Genomic DNA, 19,639 nt, shown 5'->3' with positions numbered 1-19,639 from the left:
ATCTCATGTGCGTAATTTCTCTGCAAGCCAGGTGGCTAATTCACCAGGGGTCATTGCCCCTACCTGCGCACCAGCATTGACTAAACGCTCTGCCATTGCCCTGTCATAGGCGGGATTGGCTTGACTATCGAGAGCTGCTAAGCCCAGCACCCTGGTGCCACCTTGCACTAATGTTTTTACGCGACGAACCAATTCGTATTCGCTGCCGCCTTCACAGAAATCGCTCACTAAGACGACCACGCTACGACTGGGATTTTGAATTAGACCCTGCGCATACGCTACCGCTTTGGCAATATCAGTGCCGCCGCCTAACTGTACCTTCATCAATAGCTCGACAGGATCTGCAATATCCGAAGTCAGTTCGACCACCGCGGTGTCAAACGCGACCAGGCGTGTTCGCATGCCGGGTATGTTCCACAGGCACGCCGCCATCACCGCGCTATGTATGACCGAATCGACCATAGAGCCACTTTGATCGATCAATAAGATCACATCCCAGGCTTGTACATGACGCTGGCTGCGACTCATAAACACGGGACGCTCCAGATACAGACGCTGGCGTTGCGGATGCCAACGATGCAAATTCTCCGCTACCGTTTTTTTAAAATCGAAATTACTGGCGACTTTCATTTGACTGCGCCGCCTGCGATCACGGCTACCACTAAACGCCTGACGCACTTCGGTTTGCAATTTCTCCATAATACGACGCACCACCTCGGCCACGAGTTTTCGTGCTGCTGCGAGTACCTGCGGGTTCATCAAGTGCTTGGTCTGTAACACCGCACGCAGCAAGGCTTCGGATGGTTCTATACGTTCCAGCACCTCCAGATTCGTCACGACTTCATCGATACCGAAACGTTCTACCGCATCTTGCTCAAGACGTTCAATAACTTCTTTGGGAAACAAGCTGTGAATACTATTAATCCAGTCTGGTGTGCTCAATTCTGAAACACCGAGACCGGCGCCACGCTCATCACGCTCAACACGTTGTGGGTCGCGACCATACAACCACTCAAGCGCGGCATCAGCTGCCAAAGCCTGATCGCTGAGGCTACCACAGGCACCTGCCGCAGCTTCACCCAACATCAAGCGCCAGCGTTCCAATTGAGAAGGTATCTGTAGTGTCATCTTCTTTTCCGGATCATAGCCTGGCCACCAGCTTCATGAATTCCCTGATGCGGCAATTTGAGATGAAACTTCATTTCCATGCGATTCCCCACTCAGCCAGGCGCGCGATAGCCTGCTTTTCTGCCAATTGGTGTTCAGCAATCGCTTGCTGCGTCCATGTGCTAACGTGATCCGTCAAATAGCGGCGCGACAAATGCTGCCCCTGGTACAAACCAAGTACGTGCTCTGCCAGATTGCCACGTTCTCGCGTTGGTAACCAGGCAAACGCACCACGCAAGGCCGGTAGGGCAATCAAAAAATCATGGTCGTCTAAGCCTTGTATACAGGCATCGATGCCTGCGACGAATTGAGGGTCATGCATTACCTGCTCACGAGCTAAGGCGAGCAAGCCGCAGACAGCGTCGCCTAATTTTTCTGCTGGCAAGCTAGTCATCACAGTCAATGCCTCGTCCCGTATCGTCGTATGGTCTGATGTTTCTGGGGCTAAATGTGCGTGTAAACTGATCATGGCACCCAAGGCCGCCCCGCGACTCACTGCTGCCGAATTGCCACACGACGCTTTTCGCTGAAACACCGCGAACATACGCGGAATCTCTAACGCTAATGCTTGGCTATTACCAGTCTGTTCCTGTCCGTCAGCAAGCGAATACCCGGGGTGCTGCATACTCAACACATCCGCAGCGATTTGGCGTAGTGCGCTAAAACCCTGAAGATGCGCTGTCATCGATGCCAAAGGAACGGCAGCTGGCGGCTCTAATAGCCACAGCGCGCGATCCACACCCGCTTCGATCATGACTTGCAACACAGGGGCGCCCGCCATGCCTAGCGCTTGACCATGGCGTAGCAGGGTCAACAACATCCCTAAGGCTGGCGCCAAGGATTCAAATTGCGGCTCCTGAGCGACGGCTATTTGCAAGTCTGCCATGACAGCTTGGCTGAGTCCCGACAAACCGGCAAACGCAGCGCGATTGAGTCCGTCAGCTAAATTAATAATACGGCCGTTCGCACGGCGTAATGTATCTTCTAATTTGGCCCGCGCCGCATCAAGTAGCGTAGCCCCCCAGGCACCGGCCTCAATTAATGCAGCGATTTGCTCAGGCGGTCGATTGAGTATCCATAACTCTTTGCATTCCCCAGATAGCGCCAGTTTCGGTCCGCTCCGACGGATAAAACCTGGCAACTCCAACAGACTCGCCCGATGTAACAGCTGGCTTCGCAAGCGCCCCATCGGTGTTAGCAAATCTAATGTGACATTTATTGGCTGTGAGCTTATGACCAGGCCAGCTGCTTCCAGCTCCAACCAGAGCGCCGCGACGAGCGGGGGCTGTGGGGTCGCAGCGGCCAATTTACCGGCTTGATCACCAGCGAGCACATCCATGGTTTCCACTAAGATGGGATCGGTACCCGGGCGAAGTGGACCACGATAGCTCCAGGGAAGAGGCGCGTCCAGCGCATCTTTCAACAAGGCACCCGCCAAGGCATCTAACCAATCACTGCGCAAAGGCTGGCGATGTCCACGCAATCGTGCCAGACCATGCGCACGCACTTGCATCGCCATCAGATCGGCAGTAGACGCAGGGAGTTTTTTCCCCCGCAGACGCGTCAATACCTCTTTCAACATCTGGCGGCCGGCACCATCATTTCCATAGTTCCATACCGATTGGTAGTAGGCTGGTGAAGGCATGCCAGAAGCATAACCGGCAAAGGCATCCAAGCGCTTAAATGTATAGGGAACCAAAAATGAACCGTAGCGCAGGCCTGGCTCGTGATTTAATAAACTTCTTAACCCGTTCAATCCGCTTGCCGCATCATCTGGGGCTACGCAAGTGGTGGGTGCATAAATTTGTGGGGAGGGCGTTACGGGTTCCTCACCATTCTTCGCAAATTGCGAAACTCGGGCGTACCATAAACTATCCAGGGCTGGCGCATGGTAACCACCACATACGACCAACACGGGACCCAAATCTTGCGCCATCGCCCAAGCGATCCAATCGGCCATCTTTGCTTCACGCGCCTGATTACCGATGGATCCCGGATCTTGATTGCGCAAGTGAAAAAAATGCGTGCGGAGGTTTTCGGCCAGTGTGACTAAATCCGTTTCATCCTCAAATAACTGATCCCATAAAGCATCAGACGACTCTATACAAAGGCGTGTCGCCAGCCCGCGCAAATACCCATCAGCACGTTGCTCCTGACGCTCACCATCTTCATCCGCATAACGGTTGGCTTTATTGGAAAAGGATGCATGCCATGCAGGCAAATCGATAAAACGAAGTGCTGCTCCAACAGCGCGCCCAACACTTAAAGCTTGCCACTCGGGCGAGTGCTCCGCGAAGGGTGTCCAGGATCCATGATGCACTTCGGTTTGGCTTACCGGGTACTCTGGTTCATCTACACCATCATGGTGTTCCAAACGACCAGACACATAGCTATAAATCGCGACTGGCAATCGGTGCGGTAACGCCAGTTCATCAAGCCGGTGATTGAAATCGGCAGGACCTTCTATCAAAACAAAAGCCGGTTTGAGGGCGCGTATGCGGGCGGCCACCAAGCGTGCGCAGGCTGGGCTGTGATGACGCACTCCGATAATATGCGGTTCGGCATTCATGTGGTAACGCTAAACAATATCTCAAACAATAACTTAATCAATCGCATCGCGCATCTCATGGCAGGCGGTGGCGCGCTTCGTAAAAGGCACGCCAGTGTGCCTCAGTGCGTTTCGCTACCCTTTGCTCAAAATAACGGCGTAATTTGGCATGATCATCAGCGTTATCTTTCACAACTGTGCCGGCAATACAGTCGACGACATCAGCTGGATTTCCCTCGCGTTGTTCGAGAAACCATGCGCGCACTCCCACTGCATGTGCCACGTTCACTGCCTCAGCAGTGGACATGACCGCATTGAGCCTATCCATTGCCTCGCCCGGCACAGATTTACCGTCAGTGACTCCACGTAAGTCTCGAAAGGTGCTTACCAATAATTCCAATACCTGAGGTGGAATCGTTTTAGGAATGCCGCTACGCTCCAGTAGCCGCGCCGCACTATCAGCCACCAGTTGCAGTTCGCGTTCAAAATCCAAAATAGGAAATACCGTCTCAAAATCAAACCTGCGCTTCAACGCCGCACTCATTTCGTTGACACCACGATCCCGCGTATTCGCGGTGGCGATAATATTGAAGCCCTCACGCGCATATAACATCCCATGCTCATCGCTGAGTTCAGGGATAGCCATGACACGGTCAGACAACATCCCTAACAAGCAGTCTTGTACCTCCAGTGGTGCGCGCGTGATTTCCTCAAAACGTACTATTTTCCCTTGCTGCATACCGAGGAAAAGCGGCGCGGGCACCAGTGCACGCGGAGAAGGCCCTTCGTTAATGAGCAGCGCGTAATTCCAGCCATACTTAATTCGATCTTCGGTAATCGCGGCACCACCTTGTATGGTCAAGGTGGATATGCCCGACAACGCACAGGCTAGCAATTCCGACAGCAAAGATTTGGCGGTACCTGGTTCGCCGACCAACATCAAACCACGGCCAGTCGCCAGGGTCACTAACATCCGCTCTATACTGGAAGCGGATGCCACGATCTTGGCTGGAATATTCAACGAAGGATCTCCCAATATAAAACTTCGGGCAGCTTTCATACTCAGTGCCCAACCGGGCGGTTTGATATCCATATCCTGTGCTTGCAGTTGGGCTAATTGCGCCGCGTACAAGATTTCCGCAGGAGGGCGTTGCAAATTTGAATGACCAGTTTTTACTATTTTGTTTTTGGTGCTGGAAGTACTCATTTTCGTAGGCGCTCCAAGTCGCGAATTAGTTCGCTGACCAAAATATTATCAACCGAGGAAAAAATAAATTTGGAAGCGTCAGCATCCTGATTTAATGAATCTGATGGATTGTAGAGCCGCAGTTCACCCAAAGTTTGCTCAGGGGATTCGTCTACATCACCGACATAAATACCGGGCTCAAAATACAGCTCAAGAATGCGCCCGTCACCTGCCGCTTTACTAAAATCCGAAATAACACCGCCATCACCATCGGTACGATACCAACCTTTAGCGCTGAGGCCATGTACTTTTCTACTCGCTACTTTGATGCCCTTCCAACGGTCAAGATTGCTCTTGGATTGCTCTTCTTCCGTCAGGGTATAAGTGTCACGTCCAAGCTGCGGGAAAGGTTGCAGCAATTCGTAATCCGTCAGTAACTGAGCGAACTCAGCCGCTTCGCTTGCTGACAATTCCAAAGCATGTGGCAGTCCGATTTTGTATTGGGGGCCAACGGGCAGATCGAAAATGTCGTCCTGCGCCGTAGTGTAACTACCATCCTCCGAAACTCGGAAGCAGCTCTGCAATTGACCACCGTAACTCGCTACGCTTATTTCCTGGTCTTCACCATCGCCACTCTGTTCAGTGCTCATCAGATACACACCCCACACCAGACGGCGCACTAAATGCCGCACTAGCGGATGTGTTGCAAGAAATAACGCGAACACCTCAGCACTCCAGCGACGACGAGTACACATCGCCACTTCCAAACGTAATAGCTGTTGACTGGCAATCGTGCGGACATCCTTTTTCAAAGATTTGTAACGCTCGGTCGCTTCTTTGGCGAGCGCTTCATCGTCTGTCTGTTTTGGTTTTGGAAGGTCGGGCAAACGTGCACCAGCCTTGTTATCGAGCCACTCACGTACATAGGGTTTTAAGCTTTCATCAAATCCGACTTGAAATGCACGTTTCCCAAAATCGAGCACTAAACTACCTTGTTCGCTCAACCCCAGATCTGGTGCGAGTCTATCCTCCAATTCCTCGGGCGTCAGACCTCGGGCTTCTGCGATATCCTGAATTTTCTTAGTAGCTTTGTCTTGCAAAGGTTTATATTTAATTTTCTTGGCGATACCGTTCAACAGCATCAAAGCGACATCCGTTCCAATATCGGCAAGGACGTCCAAAGCAGTGACCGCCCGCGCATGCGCCCCTTCGCCCGGCCAGGAACGAATATAAGGCGTCAGCTTGCGCGCCACCTCATCGTTGCCCAGTACACCCAGGCTAGTGAGCACCCAGCCTTCCTTGGCTGGAGCCCCTGCATTTAGCCAGGCAGAGAAACAATCCCATGCAAAGTCGGCCAGACTCTGCGTTGTGCATGCCGTCTTGACTTGATGCAGGCCGGCATACACTTCATCGTTTGTGGGGAAAGTCATCATGGTGCCCAATACATCGAGCGCTTCGTCCGACAAGGCCTTGCCGTTATGCAGCAATGGTCGGCACCAGCCGCTCGGATTCCAAAAATCGGGCAAGCTGGCGCGTTTGTTCGGATAGCGTTCCAAAGGATTTTCATTGAGCATTGCATGCAAGGCTGTGAGGACTTCAGCTTGTTCGTAGCGTGCAGCGATCTGATCGAGTAATTGCGCATGACCATTCCGAGCCAGCCAGCGTAAGGCTAGTGCTGCATTGTCACGTGCTTCTCCCGCTTTTCCCAGCGCAGGTGGAATAAGCCCAGCAATTGCGTGTTCAGGAAACTTACGTAACCAATAGCGTCCCCATCCGCGTAAGGTTTTAAGTTTAGCAAAAACACGTGCTGCAATTGCTGCCAGTTCGACCGCCCCGAAATACTGTGACAGATCGATATAGTTACTAGGCTCTTTGTTGATATTCACTGCCAGGCCAGGCAGGGCAGCCAAGCCCCAAGCGCCAGCAATCGCATCCATATGCGTCCAGGGAAACTCGCCGGCTATCGCATTCCAACATGGGATACCCAGCTCAGGCGGCAAGCGGGAAAAAGGTAGCGCATCAAAATACGAAAAATAGGATAATTTCGGATCGTCTTTTTTTAGCGCCACGATGATAGCGCGCATCGCATCGATAAATTCCGCGACGTTTCCGTCCTTAATGGCTGCACTGGCGCGCTGGCGCTCAGACGCATGCTCGGAAGCTGTTTGATACCGTAAACGACAAATTTCTACTATCATGACATCGGGATCCGCCTCAGCTTTTTGTAAGCTTTCCCAGTACCACGCTGAGGTGTTACTGGATGTACGCATCATTTGCTCTCTTTTTCCGGCATCCCACTGCTCTACTGGCATTATTTCAATGGGCATGAGTTGCAGAGTCGGCCGCAGCTTTTTTTTCGCTTGTAACCATGGCACGCTAACCATGACTTCAGGTAAATCGCCAGCCTCAGCAATGTCCACTGGTGCTGCCAACCTAGTTAGCATTTTATCGATTAGCACAAGACTCGCTGGCTCCATCCAGGGGCGCAATTGATCTGGCAATTCGGGATGCTCACGCAATAGTTGGATGAGGGTGGGGCTAAGCAAACTCTGATCCTTACTGTTGCTACTGAGCAGGCGGGTGAGCGCGAACATGGCAGCAGCCGGCCAACGTTTCACCACCAAATGTAAACGCGCTAAGGCATGCTTAGAACTACTGGCGACACGTGCCAGGGCCGCTACCGCATCCGGTGTGCCTATGCAAGTGAGCGCTTCACCGGCTTCGTCGTGCGTTGCGCCCGGCGCCAACCATAAGACAGCATCAACACCATGCTCTAATAAGATCGTGTTGACCAAATCGGGGCGATCCCAGAAAATCCCCTCATTCTTCACCTTAGCAGCTAAGGCCAATGCAACAGGATCCGTCGCGGTCGCCTGCAACCAATGCACCGTGTGCGGGGACATGGCATCGGGGGCGCATAAGCTATGGACTAATTCGTTGCTGATTTCAGGTACATCCGGTAAGAGTAAGGCCAGAATAGGTTGACGTAGAGCAGGCACCTGAGGCAAGCCAGCCCGTATTTTGGCAATGCATGCCTCGTACTCTGGCTGCGGCGCAGCAGCGAGATGCTCGCGTAGAGTCCATTCGCCGTCGCTCAGAGTGCCGTAGCGGTTGTTCAAAAGCGTGCTAACTTCCGTGCTCAAGTGCAAACAGCTTTTATCTTGCACCACTTCGATTTTCTCGGCCTCCAGCAAAGCATCGACCACGTATAGCAAACCATGGCGTGCGACCAGATAGTTCACAAATAAAGTGCCAACTCTTTTCTTACTGAAGCCCTGCTGATTCAAACAAAGGACAAGGAGAATAACGTCAGTCTGCATGTTGCCGTTTAGTTCAAGGCTCTCCAAAGTCTTGTATGCGGCTTGAAAAACCTCTCGCAAACTGCTATCGGTTGAAGCGAAGTCTGGATTAACATCCAATGAAATCAAGTCGCGCAATTCCAACCATGCTTGCAGCGGCTCGACTTTATTGATCCGGCGCGGAAAGCGCCGCGTGGCTAGTGCATGGGTATGGATACCAAAACCAACGCTAGCACTGATATACAGAGGTTCGCCATTTCTGAACCAGGGCGCAATCGCATCACGTTGTGAGGCATCAAGCGCATCAATTGCGGACGATGATGGCGATTTCGTCAATGCGCAAACGGTGCGCGAAAACAATACGGGAAGAAGTCTGACTGCGAACGATTGCGCATCATGACGAAACTTCCCATTGTAGGAATATATCAAGCCAATTCTGCTCAGCTGTTTATACACCTCGTTAGCAGCAATCTCGCTAATATTTTGCAATCGACGGATTTTGGCAACGGTCAAACCACCCGGCGGCTCCACCAAACTACCCCTGGAAATTTGGCCACAAATTTCGATAAAGGCGCGTTCTATTTCTTCATCTACGGTTTCTGCTACAACTTCGGGAATAATAATCGCGCCCTGATCGGACCTAGTCGCGCTAGCTATTTCTTTTTTTGTTGTATCGGGTGCGCTCGCCACCGGTTTCGGCATCGGTTTAGGCATCGACACGCTCTTTACAAGTGAAGATGTCACAGCAGCGACGTTCTGAGCATCAGTAACACTCGTAGTGCCTTCAAGTACCACTTCCTGGTAGCCCTTGCCAGTCTTCTCTGCCACCAGTTTCAGCATCGCAGCAGTCGCCTTTGCTGCATCATTAAAACTCTTCGTCTGGCTCTGGCCTTTGGTACCAATACGTCCCCAGCAGATATGTAGATTCGCCTGCTCCTGTTCAACTTGCCAAAACTTGGCGGAAACGGTATCAGTGTATTCAAAATGACGCATTTTATCCTTCCATTATGGAAACATCTTGGGGCGATCGGTTTAGCCTGGGGATCATGCGTATTTACGATGATGTCGGCTGCATTATCGATCAGTTTTATTGGCAATGACGCCCAATTAACTAAGCAATTAGCCAACAACTGGCTGCGAAAGGCGGAAAAATAGAAAGCGCGCGCTGCCCCAGACCACACTGTCCTGCTTCTGCGCAGCCAGAAAATATTTCTGAAACTTCGCAATCTTCAACTCAAGCTGCCCATTCATGCACGCCGTGAGCTCCACCGTATCTTCGCTATTTGCACATACCGCCACGTTTTGCGCTGCCCACGCCACATTACCAAACAAGGCAAAAACGGCGGCAAACACAGACTTCGTTAATGTTGATTTTTTTCATTTTCAGGCGCTTTTTTCCTGCTTGGTGAATGGAAAATGCGCAAGCTTGTACTGTTCTACAGACTGGTGTTGATACTTATCTCAGCAAGCAAATCGAATTACTTTCCTGCTGGTCGCGTCAATTCTGCGATAGCAGCCTGTAACACGGTGTCCCGCTTAGTTCTGAAGTCTTTCACCATCCGATATACCTCGATATCTGGAGCTACTCCTTTTCCTACAAATTCGACTCCATCTGGGAAAGTATCTTTCTTGCTGCATACCCGCGCTGATCCACCTCCTGGTAAATCGAATGAGAGCGGCTGCCCCGTACTGCCGGCGGTATAACCACCAACGACTAAGCCACGCTTCATATTTTTGAAAGCGACGACAAAATCTTCGGCTGCAGAAAAGGTTTGTGCAGCTGTCAAGACAATGACAGGCCCCGCAAACTGATATTGTTTACTCGGTGAAATTCGATAAGTTGGATAGGTGAATTCTGTATTCAATCCATATTGGATGCGCGATGCGGACCGGTAATGACGAACGCTTGCACGCGAAGTCGGAAATGCCTCGGGTGTCAAAGTCCTCAAAATTTCGAAGCCCACATTTGCATTACCACCACCGTTTTCACGAACATCAAGAATGAGTGCTTTAGCCTTCGCTATTTTCTCAAAATCGCTCAGAAAAAATTTAGCAATCTCCATGTCGGCAAAGCTATTTAATTTTACGAGCGCAATATTGCCTTCAATCATCTGAAAATCATATTGTGACCATGTAAGAATTTCATTTCTTTCTTTATTAGTCACGCGTCCAATTTTGACTGATTTTTCAACGCCATTTTTATCCCTGCATACCAGCACAAGCTTTTCATCAATGGGGCCGCTCAAAAACTGATATTGGTACAATCTGACGTTTTTATCTTGCGTTGTACCTGCAGAAATAAGATGGCCTAAACTTTTCTCCATGTACTCCCGTACCGGGATACCGTTAACCGAAATTACCTCGTCACCTCTGGCTATGCCTTCTTTTAACATCGCTGGGTCACCCACCCATCTGAGTATGACCCGTCCTTCCATGAGCTCGGTATAAATTAAGGGCTTTGTATAATATTTCTCATAATCTTCTTGCGATGGATAGACGTTGGTATGTCCATCTCCCAACAAAGCGACCATCTCTGCAAGAAGTTTGTAGTACTCGTCATTAGATGTCGCAGCACGAATTTTTGGTAAGTATCGAAAATAAACACCGTCCCAATCCAGAGAGACCAATTTGTCTACAAACACAAAATTGTATTTAACTTCAGACCATACCCTGGATAGTCCTGCGATACGCTCATCTTCAGTCAGCACTGTTTTGTAAGGTGTTTTCCAGGTACTGCCATCCCAAAAATCAGCATCTGCTTTGACGATAGCTTCGAACTGCAGCAACAACGGATTCCAGCGCTTATCCCCATGTAATACATCAAGGTCTTTACTGTTTTTGATTTTATTCACACCGGTGTATTTGGCCTGCAGTGCTTTTTCCAGCCATGAAAACGCAGTATCAACATGGCCTGACTTGGCCGACGATAGCGCCGCATAAAAAGCCGCACTCCCCATAGAGGGATCGATCTCATACGTTTTTTCAAAATACTTTAATGCCGTGACTGGATCATTGCCACGCAGTGCTTTCAACCCCAGAAGCTCATTTTCTGTTGCACTGATTGCCCATTGCACAGCAGCTTGTTGAGGCTCCTGAGCGTACGCACCAGCATAAGAAAATAATGTGAGCTTTGAGAATATAAATATTCCTGCCAACCTGGTAAATGTGCGGCTTGAACGAGTCATCATTTTTAATAAAATTTAGGGAAGCGAGAATTGAACTGCTGACAAAAAACGACGAAATTTCAACACTCTGCTAATGCTAGCCAAGTTCGAAAATCACCTCTAAGAAATGATTTAATTATATGATTTCTTGCTAAGTGTAGTGAAGTTGTATTTTCAAAATACAAATGTAATTTGTTATTTACAATAAAGAAAAACTACTTTTTCGCATTCAAGGCTTGCGACGCAAAACAATAAACATCAACATCAAAAGTCGTCTTCACTTTTTTGAATGTTCGACCAGTAAGCCTAGCCCGGACTAAGCAGATTCCTGTCTCCAGCTCTTAATTATGATGCACAGCAGAATCGCCATCAGAGGAACATCACGCGTGCCAATCCGAAATCATCGATCAAGGATTACATAAAAATCTTCTATAACCGCCAGTGACGCCATTCGCGTCTTGGTTATGTATCCCAGCACGGTTCGCTGAGACCTTTAGCAAACAAGTGATGGCAATTTGAAACTAGGCATCCACTATTAACAGTGCGCCTCAAACTTCCCTTGTTTGGTACATCAAAAACTGCGATCAACATTCACTATAAGCGCAGATTTTGAAATCCTTTCATTCATTTCCGAAGCCCAAATATCAAGGCGAGCCAATGGAATATTAGTCATATTTGGATAACATTGAATAACTTTACCGAATGGACCTTCAAATTTTAAATAAACAATAATCCAATCCAATCCGTCCTTTCCATCTCGAATTTCCACTTTCTCCATCTCTGAAAAATTAACCGTAATTTCCTCGTGATCTAGCTTAAGCCTCAAAAATTCCTTGCAATCATAAAGCTCTAAAAGAAAATTCGATTTACGCGCTAACATCACAAACGAAACAAATAAAGAAATAGCAGAAAATGCGATTAAATCCACGAAATATTTCTGATTAACAATAGCGGCGATTAAAAATAATCCAGAAAAAACTCTGACAATCCTAACTTGCCATAAAAATGAGCCATGGGGAATATTGTCTGAAATTTTCATTTCTCTCTCATAAGTTACCCAACATCCAAAAAAAATATCATTGCTAAAGCAAAAATATTAAAACAAATAGCTGATGAGCCATCTATCATTAAATCAATTTTAAATTGGCTTGCAATACTAAAACCAAATCCAATATCAAGGTCATCCAAGCGTATCCACAATACACAAAAGGCTACCGTTACAGCACGAAACGAAAGAAAGCTAGCTAGTGTTGAACTCAGGGATCTGACTTGAGCAAAACCAAATAAATAAACTCCTTCTAAAACAAAAATTTTACCTTCACCAAGGTATTCATTTAGCAAATGTCTTTTAAATAAAATTTAACATTTATTTTTCCAAGAAAACAAAAAAGCCCTGAAAAATCAGGGCTTTAGAGTGAAAATTAACAAAAAATACTATGGCGCTTTTTAAAACGGAATATCGTCATCCATATCCGAGAAATTCGGGGCTGGGCGGGATACCGGGGCTGGGCGTTGGGCCGGGGCTGCCGGGCGTTGGGCTGGGGCCGGTGCGCCGTAGCCGTCGTCCATGCCTGCGCCGCCACCCATGCCGCCGCCCATACCCTGGCGGCTGCCTAACATCTGCATGGAATCTGCTTTGATGTCAGTTGCATACTTTTCCACACCGTCTTTATCGGTGTATTTGCGGGTACGCAGGGAGCCCTCGACGTAGACCTGGGAACCTTTTTTGAGGTATTGGCCAGCGATTTCAGCCAGCTTACCGAAAAAGGTAATGCGGTGCCATTCGGTCTGTTCTTTCTTTTCGCCTGTCGCTTTGTCTTTCCACGTATCAGTGGTCGCCACAGTAATGCTGGTCATGGCATCACCGTTAGGCATATAACGGGTTTCCGGATCGCGGCCCAAATTGCCGACGATAATCACTTTATTCACAGATGCCATATTTTCTCCTGATTTCCTATTACTTCCTGTATTTTCCCGAATTGTGCCGTCTATTTCCAGTTGTATCGATAGCGATCAAACTGCTTCGGGCTTGTTCTTGCCTGCACGGCGCGCTACTTCCGGCATGTTGACTGCGATTATAAGCCAGATAAGCGTCAATACCGCACAGAGCGCGAAGATTGCTGCACCACCTGCAAACTGGGTCAGCCAGCCACCGGCTGCGGCGCCACAGGCAATGCCGAAGGCCTGCAAGGTGTTATACACGCCCAGCGCTGCGCCTTTGGCGGCGGGTGGTGCGATGCGTGACACCAGCGAAGGCTGACTGGCTTCCAGTGTGTTAAAGGCCATAAAAAACGCGAACAGCAAGGCGACCAGCGCCAGCGGTTGCTGCAGTAATTGCCAGAAGCCGATTTGCACCACCAGTAATAAAGCGATGGCACCAATAAACACCTGCTTCATTTTTCCATATTTTTCGCCCACAAAAATAGCGGGCAACATGGCAACAAACGAGACTAGCATCACTGGCAGATAGATTTTCCAGTGACTCGCGACCGGCATACCTGCCACCTGCACCAGCGCGCCCGGCACCACTACAAACATCGCCATCTGCGCAAAATGCAATACAAACACGCCCAGATTCAGGCGCATTAATTCTTTGTTCCTGAGTACCACCGAAAACGGTACCGGCACGTGCTGCTGGGGCGGCGCATCTGGCGTCACACGCAACACCACAGCGATGGCTGCCACACCCATTACCGCGATCATGGCAAACATGCCGGGCATGCCTATGCTCTCAAACAGCACCGGAGAAATCACCATGGCCAGTGCAAAGGTCAGGCCGATGGAGCCGCCCACCATGGCCATCGCCTTGGTGCGGTGCTCTTCGCGTGTGGTATCCGCAATCATGGCGGTAATGGCGGCCGAGATCGCGCCCAGCCCTTGTATGCCGCGTCCCAGCATGATGCCGCTGAGGCTGGTCGAGGCAGCACAAATAATAGCGCCCACGATAAACAGGATCAGCCCCGTCACGATCACAGGCTTACGGCCAAAACGGTCAGAAGCCATGCCAAAAGGAATCTGGCAAAACGCCTGTACCAGGCTGAACATACCCAGCGCCAGCCCAACCATCAGTGCATTATTGCCGCCGCTCAGGCTCTTGGCATAAATCGCAAATACCGGCGACAGCATGAACAAACCCAGCATGCGCAAAGCGAACACGGATGCCAGTGAGGCACTGGCGCGCAGCTCAGTGCGACTCATGCCCGCTGGTTCCGCCTCTGGCTGCCTGGCGTGGTCGAAATCTGTTGCAATAGTCATATGAATAACGCTGGTGTGTGGCCTAAAATGCGGAAAGCAGGGACTAGGGCCTGTAAATATTTAAATTACGTGTGCGAAAGGGGGAAAACAGTTGCAGGGCCAGGCGCAGCCCGCGCAGCAGTGTGATCACTGTCAGCGGGATGCAACAACGCCATGCGGCTGTTTTACCTCTTTCCCTCCGGGTTCAAGCCAAAACGCGCGCTGGACTGCGTTGTGTGCCTTGTCAGCCCACGTTTTGGCTTGAACGCATCTCGCAATTTAAATGTTTACAGGCTCTGGCCCGCGGTAAATTTGAAAAACCCGTTATAGTAGCAGGTTGCTTGCCTCCGCCAAAATTCAGTTGATACCATGACGACACGATCAAAAGCCGCAAAAGCACCAAAACCCGCCGAAATCGAATTCGACGCCGATGATATAGCACGTATGCAAAAACGCGAGTTGATCCGCGTCAGAGGCGCACGTACGCATAATCTGAAAAACATCAATCTGGACCTGCCGCGCAATAAGCTGGTGGTGATCACCGGTTTGTCCGGCTCAGGCAAATCCTCGCTGGCCTTTGATACCTTGTATGCGGAAGGACAGCGCCGCTATGTCGAATCTTTATCGGCCTATGCGCGTCAGTTCCTGCAACTGATGGAAAAACCGGATGTGGATCTGATTGAAGGCCTGTCACCAGCGATTTCTATCGAACAGAAGGCGACCTCGCATAATCCGCGCTCTACCGTCGGCACTGTCACTGAAATTCATGATTATCTGCGTCTGCTGTACGCACGGGTAGGTACGCCGTATTGCCCGGATCATCCGGAAAACCCGCTGGCCGCACAATCGGTATCGCAAATGGTGGATGCGGTACTGGCCATGCCGGAAGACAGCAAGCTGATGATACTGGCGCCGGTCGTGTCTAACCGCAAAGGCGAACATGTGGATCTGTTTGAACAGATGCAGGCTCAGGGCTTCGTACGCTTCCGCGTGCAGAGCGGTACCCAGGAAGCGCGCATCGTTGAAGCAGATGATTTGCCTAAACTGAAAAAGACTGAAAAGCATACCATCGACGTCGTGGTCGATCGCGTCAAAGTACGAGAGGATATCAAGCAGCGGCTGGCGGAATCCTTTGAAACCTGTCTGCGCATTGCGAATGGCCGTGCGCTGGTGGTGAATATGGACAGCGGCCATGAACAACTGTTTTCAAATAAATTTGCCTGTCCGGTATGCGGCTATTCGCTGCAGGAGCTGGAGCCACGTCTGTTCTCGTTCAATAACCCTATGGGTGCCTGCCCCGAATGTGACGGACTCGGTCATATCGAATTCTTTGACCCAAAACGTATCGTCGCCTTTCCTAATTTGTCGCTGGCCAGTGGTGCCGTCAAAGGCTGGGATCGCCGCAATCAGTTTTACTTCCAGATGCTGTCGAATCTGGCGGCATTCTATGAATTCGATATCGACACGCCCTTTGAGCAATTGCCGGAATCTGCACAGCAAGTCATTCTGTATGGCTCGGGTAAGCAGCAAATCCCGTTCACCTACATCAATGAAAAAGGCCGTACCGTCGTTAAGGAACACAGCTTTGAAGGTGTGGTCACGAATCTGCAGCGCCGCTACCGCGAAACCGATTCGATGGCGGTCAAAGAAGAGCTGGCGAAATTCATTAATGAAAAAACCTGCCCATCCTGCGATGGCGCACGTTTGCGCATAGAGGCACGCTATGTGAAGGTGGGCAGTGGCGAGCAGGAAAAAGCGATATTTGATATCAGCGCAATGCCGCTGCGCGCAACCCTGCATTTCTTCGAGCATCTGCAATTGCATGGCGCAAAACGCGATATTGCCGACCGCATCATCAAGGAAATCACGGCACGCCTGACTTTCCTGAACAACGTGGGACTCGATTATCTGTCGCTGGAACGCAGTGCAGATACGTTGTCGGGTGGTGAAGCACAGCGTATCCGCCTCGCTTCGCAAATCGGCTCGGGCCTGACCGGCGTGATGTATGTGCTGGATGAACCATCTATCGGTCTGCATCAGCGTGACAACGACCGTCTGATCGACACGCTCAAGCATTTGCGCGATATCGGCAACAGCGTGCTGGTGGTGGAGCATGACGAAGATGCGATACGCTGCGCCGACTTCGTGGTCGATATGGGCATAGGCGCTGGCGTGCATGGTGGTGAAGTGATTGCCCAGGGTGCGCTGGATGACATTATGCAAAACCCGCGTTCGCTGACGGCGAAGTATCTGAGCGGCGAGCTGGAAATCAGCGTACCGAAGCAACGTACCGCCGCCGATCCCGATAAGCAATTGCTGATTGCGGGTGCGCGTGGCAATAATCTGAAAAATCAGGATATGACGCTGCCGGTCGGCTTGCTGACTTGCGTGACCGGCGTATCCGGCTCGGGTAAATCCACGCTGGTGAATGACACGCTCTACCATGTGGCGGCCCGCCATTTGTATGGCTCACAGACCGAGCCTGCTGCGTTTGATCATGTGAGCGGACTCGAGCATTTTGATAAAGTGATTTCTGTCGATCAGGCACCGATAGGCCGCACACCGCGCTCTAACCCAGCCACCTATACCGGTTTATTCACGCCTATCCGCGATTTGTTTTCTACGGTACCGACCGCTAAAGAACGTGGCTACAGCGCTGGCCGCTTCTCGTTCAACGTGAAAGGTGGCCGCTGCGAAGCCTGTCAGGGCGATGGCGTGATTAAAGTCGAAATGCACTTCCTGCCGGATGTCTACGTTCCCTGCGATGTCTGCCATGGCAAACGCTATAACCGCGAAACCCTGGAAGTCCAGTACAAGGGCAAGAATATCCACGAAGTGCTGGAAATGACGGTCGAGGATGCGCACGAATTCTTCAAACCGGTGCCGGTGATCGCACGTAAGCTGCAGACCTTGCTGGATGTCGGCCTTGGCTATATCCGCCTGGGTCAGAGCGCCACCACGCTGTCAGGTGGTGAAGCACAAAGGGTGAAGCTGTCGCTGGAATTATCGAAGCGTGATACCGGCCGCACCTTGTACATCCTGGATGAGCCGACCACCGGTCTGCATTTCCACGATATTGCGCTGCTGCTCAAAGTCATACACCGCCTGCGTGATCAGGGCAATACGCTGGTCATCATCGAACACAATCTGGATGTGATCAAGACCGCCGACTGGCTGATTGATCTGGGACCGGAAGGCGGTGCGGGTGGCGGCAGAATTATCGCTACCGGTACACCGGAACAAGTGGCGGCCAACCCCGACAGCGTGACGGGTAAATACCTGCTGCCACTGCTAAATAAACACAAAAAATAAGCTTTATATTTATCTTAAATTTGTATGTCTATCCGTCTGATCGTCGGCCTTGGTAATCCGGGGCCCGAGTATGAACAAACCCGTCACAACGCAGGCTTCTGGCTGCTGGATCAGTTTCCGGTCAGCCTGCAGCGCGACAAAAATTTTAATGCGCTGGTTGGGAAAACCCGTATCGCGGGTCAGGAAGTCTGGCTGCTGCAACCCCAGACTTTTATGAATCGTTCGGGCCAGTCGGTCGGTGCAATCTGTCGCTTTTATAAAATCACCCCGGATCAGATTCTGGTGGTGCATGATGAGCTGGACATGCTGCCCGGTGTCGCCAAGCTCAAAAAAGGCGGCTCGTCCGGCGGCCATAACGGACTCAAAGACATCACCGCCGCGCTCGGCACTCAGGATTACTGGCGGCTGCGTATCGGCATCGGTCATCCGCGCACGCTGAATCTGAATCAGGGCGTGGCCGATTTTGTATTGCACCGTCCACGCAAGGAAGAACAGCCGCTGATCGATGAAGCGATTGCGAAAAGTATGGATGTATTGCCGCTGATGGTCGATGGCGAATTCGCAGAAGCGATGACGCGTTTGCATACCAGCGCAAAGTAGGCATCAATTAAGCACCAGCGGAGTCCTCATGTCCTCTTCTATCCAGATTTTTGCCGGCCAAACTGCTTATCGCCACATCCGGCAGCATGGCCTGCAAGCAGCTGATATCGCAGTGATTCCGGCTGCGGCTGGCGGTCCCAAAGGCCTGATTTTGCAGGCGATGGATCAATGGCTGTTTGGTGACTGGCTGGCCGCTGCACCGCGTGAACGCAGCCTGATCGGCGCGTCGATAGGCTCCTGGCGTATGGCTGCTGCGGCCTGCGCAGATCCGGCTGCTGCCTTTGCACGCCTTGGAGATTTGTATTGCGAACAGACTTATCCGGACAAACCCAGTGCCGAATATGTCACGACTGAGATTCAAGGCATGCTACAGCGCTTCATCGGCGGCTATGAACAGGAAATACTGCAACACCCTTACCAGCGTTTGCATATCCTGATCAATCGTGGTCAGCGCGGCCTCAGCGCACCGGCCAATATGAAAGCGGCGAAGGCTGGCTTTGTCGCGGCAGCACTGGCGAATCTGCGCGGCCGTGAACATCTGGCGAAACATCTGGAACGGGTGGTGATGAGTGATAGCCGCGATGCGCTGCACTGGCTGAAAACGCCATTTGACGCGTTCAGCAGCCAGTTTTGTGCACTCAGCAGCACCAATCTGCAAAGCGCATTACTGGCTTCCGGCACACTGCCGCTGATCATGCAGGAAGTCCGCGCTGTCGCGCAGGCACCGGCTGGTTACTATTGGGATGGTGGCATCATCGATTATCACCTGGCGTTTCCCTACTCGCGTCTGCTGAGCAACACGCGCAGCGAACTGGTGTTGTATCCGCATTTCAGTGATCAGATCATACCGGGCTGGCTGGATAAGGCGTTGCCATGGCGACGCGCCGCACGTGGCCATTTTGCGCCCTGGCTGGACAATGTGGTGATGGTGGCACCTTCACGCGATTTCATACGCAGTCTGCCTCGCGCCAAACTGCCGGATCGCAAAGACTTTGCCTATTATGGTCTGCAGCATGCGCAACGTATCAGCCAGTGGCGGCTGGCGATGACCGAGAGCCAGCGTATGCGTGATGATCTGGCAGCCTTCATCGCACGGCCGGATATGCGCTCCGTACGCTTGTTCTGAGCG

Annotated in this window: 13 protein-coding genes; 3 read left to right on the top strand and 10 right to left on the bottom strand. The window is 51.1% G+C overall.

The genetic code is table 11. The annotated features are described in order from the left end of the window. Positions 1-3: 3 nt before the first annotated feature. From H8K43_RS11230 to H8K43_RS11185, 10 genes are all read right to left on the bottom strand, one after another. On the bottom strand, positions 4-1,128 hold the full coding sequence (locus H8K43_RS11230; RefSeq protein WP_186903917.1) for a VWA domain-containing protein: 1,125 nt from the start codon (positions 1,126-1,128) through the stop codon (positions 4-6). A gap of 70 nt (positions 1,129-1,198) precedes the next feature. Beyond that, a complete protein-coding gene (locus H8K43_RS11225) occupies positions 1,199-3,736 on the bottom strand; it encodes a DUF5682 family protein (protein WP_186903916.1) in 2,538 nt (845 codons plus the stop codon). Positions 3,737-3,791: 55 nt separating this feature from the next. Next, a complete protein-coding gene (locus H8K43_RS11220) occupies positions 3,792-4,922 on the bottom strand; it encodes an ATP-binding protein (RefSeq protein ID WP_186903915.1) in 1,131 nt (376 codons plus the stop codon). Continuing rightward, on the bottom strand, positions 4,919-9,193 hold the full coding sequence (locus tag H8K43_RS11215; RefSeq protein WP_186903914.1) for a WGR and DUF4132 domain-containing protein: 4,275 nt from the start codon (positions 9,191-9,193) through the stop codon (positions 4,919-4,921). Before H8K43_RS11215 ends, H8K43_RS11220 begins: the two co-directional genes overlap by 4 nt. A gap of 126 nt (positions 9,194-9,319) precedes the next feature. Next, a complete protein-coding gene (locus tag H8K43_RS11210; protein ID WP_186903913.1) occupies positions 9,320-9,553 on the bottom strand; it encodes a hypothetical protein in 234 nt (77 codons plus the stop codon). Between the two features lie 125 nt (positions 9,554-9,678). Beyond that, positions 9,679-11,388, bottom strand: a complete 1,710-nt coding sequence (locus H8K43_RS11205) for a S41 family peptidase (protein WP_186903912.1) — start codon at positions 11,386-11,388, stop codon at positions 9,679-9,681. Positions 11,389-11,935: 547 nt separating this feature from the next. Further along, on the bottom strand, positions 11,936-12,403 hold the full coding sequence (locus H8K43_RS11200) for a hypothetical protein (RefSeq protein ID WP_186903911.1): 468 nt from the start codon (positions 12,401-12,403) through the stop codon (positions 11,936-11,938). A 14-nt stretch (positions 12,404-12,417) separates the two neighbouring features. Continuing rightward, on the bottom strand, positions 12,418-12,705 hold the full coding sequence (locus H8K43_RS11195; protein WP_186903910.1) for a hypothetical protein: 288 nt from the start codon (positions 12,703-12,705) through the stop codon (positions 12,418-12,420). A 105-nt stretch (positions 12,706-12,810) separates the two neighbouring features. Beyond that, positions 12,811-13,302 carry a single-stranded DNA-binding protein gene (gene ssb, locus H8K43_RS11190; RefSeq protein ID WP_162018994.1) on the bottom strand — a complete coding sequence of 164 codons (492 nt, stop codon included), beginning with the start codon at positions 13,300-13,302 and terminating at the stop codon, positions 12,811-12,813. A gap of 75 nt (positions 13,303-13,377) precedes the next feature. Further along, positions 13,378-14,562, bottom strand: coding sequence for an MFS transporter (locus H8K43_RS11185; protein ID WP_186904038.1), 1,185 nt, complete (start codon positions 14,560-14,562; stop codon positions 13,378-13,380). Positions 14,563-15,042: 480 nt separating this feature from the next. Between H8K43_RS11185 and uvrA the strand changes: the two genes are divergently transcribed. From uvrA to H8K43_RS11170, 3 genes are read left to right on the top strand one after another with little or no spacing between them, the layout of a single operon-like run. Then, complete coding sequence (gene uvrA / locus H8K43_RS11180; protein ID WP_186904037.1) at positions 15,043-17,910, top strand: excinuclease ABC subunit UvrA; 2,868 nt, start codon at positions 15,043-15,045, stop codon at positions 17,908-17,910. A 24-nt stretch (positions 17,911-17,934) separates the two neighbouring features. Next, the gene (pth, locus tag H8K43_RS11175) at positions 17,935-18,510 is read left to right on the top strand and encodes an aminoacyl-tRNA hydrolase (protein WP_162018995.1); all 576 of its coding nucleotides are present in this window, start codon (positions 17,935-17,937) and stop codon (positions 18,508-18,510) included. A gap of 28 nt (positions 18,511-18,538) precedes the next feature. Further along, positions 18,539-19,636 (top strand): patatin-like phospholipase domain-containing protein, encoded by a 1,098-nt coding sequence (locus H8K43_RS11170; protein ID WP_186903909.1) that lies wholly within the window; start codon positions 18,539-18,541, stop codon positions 19,634-19,636. Positions 19,637-19,639: the final 3 nt, after the last annotated feature.

It is taken from the genome of Cognatundibacterium curvum, from assembly GCF_014284235.1.
In the GTDB taxonomy this organism is placed as follows: Bacteria; Pseudomonadota; Gammaproteobacteria; order Burkholderiales; family Burkholderiaceae_D; genus Undibacterium; species Undibacterium curvum.
This window is presented reverse-complemented; position numbering and strand designations above follow the sequence as displayed.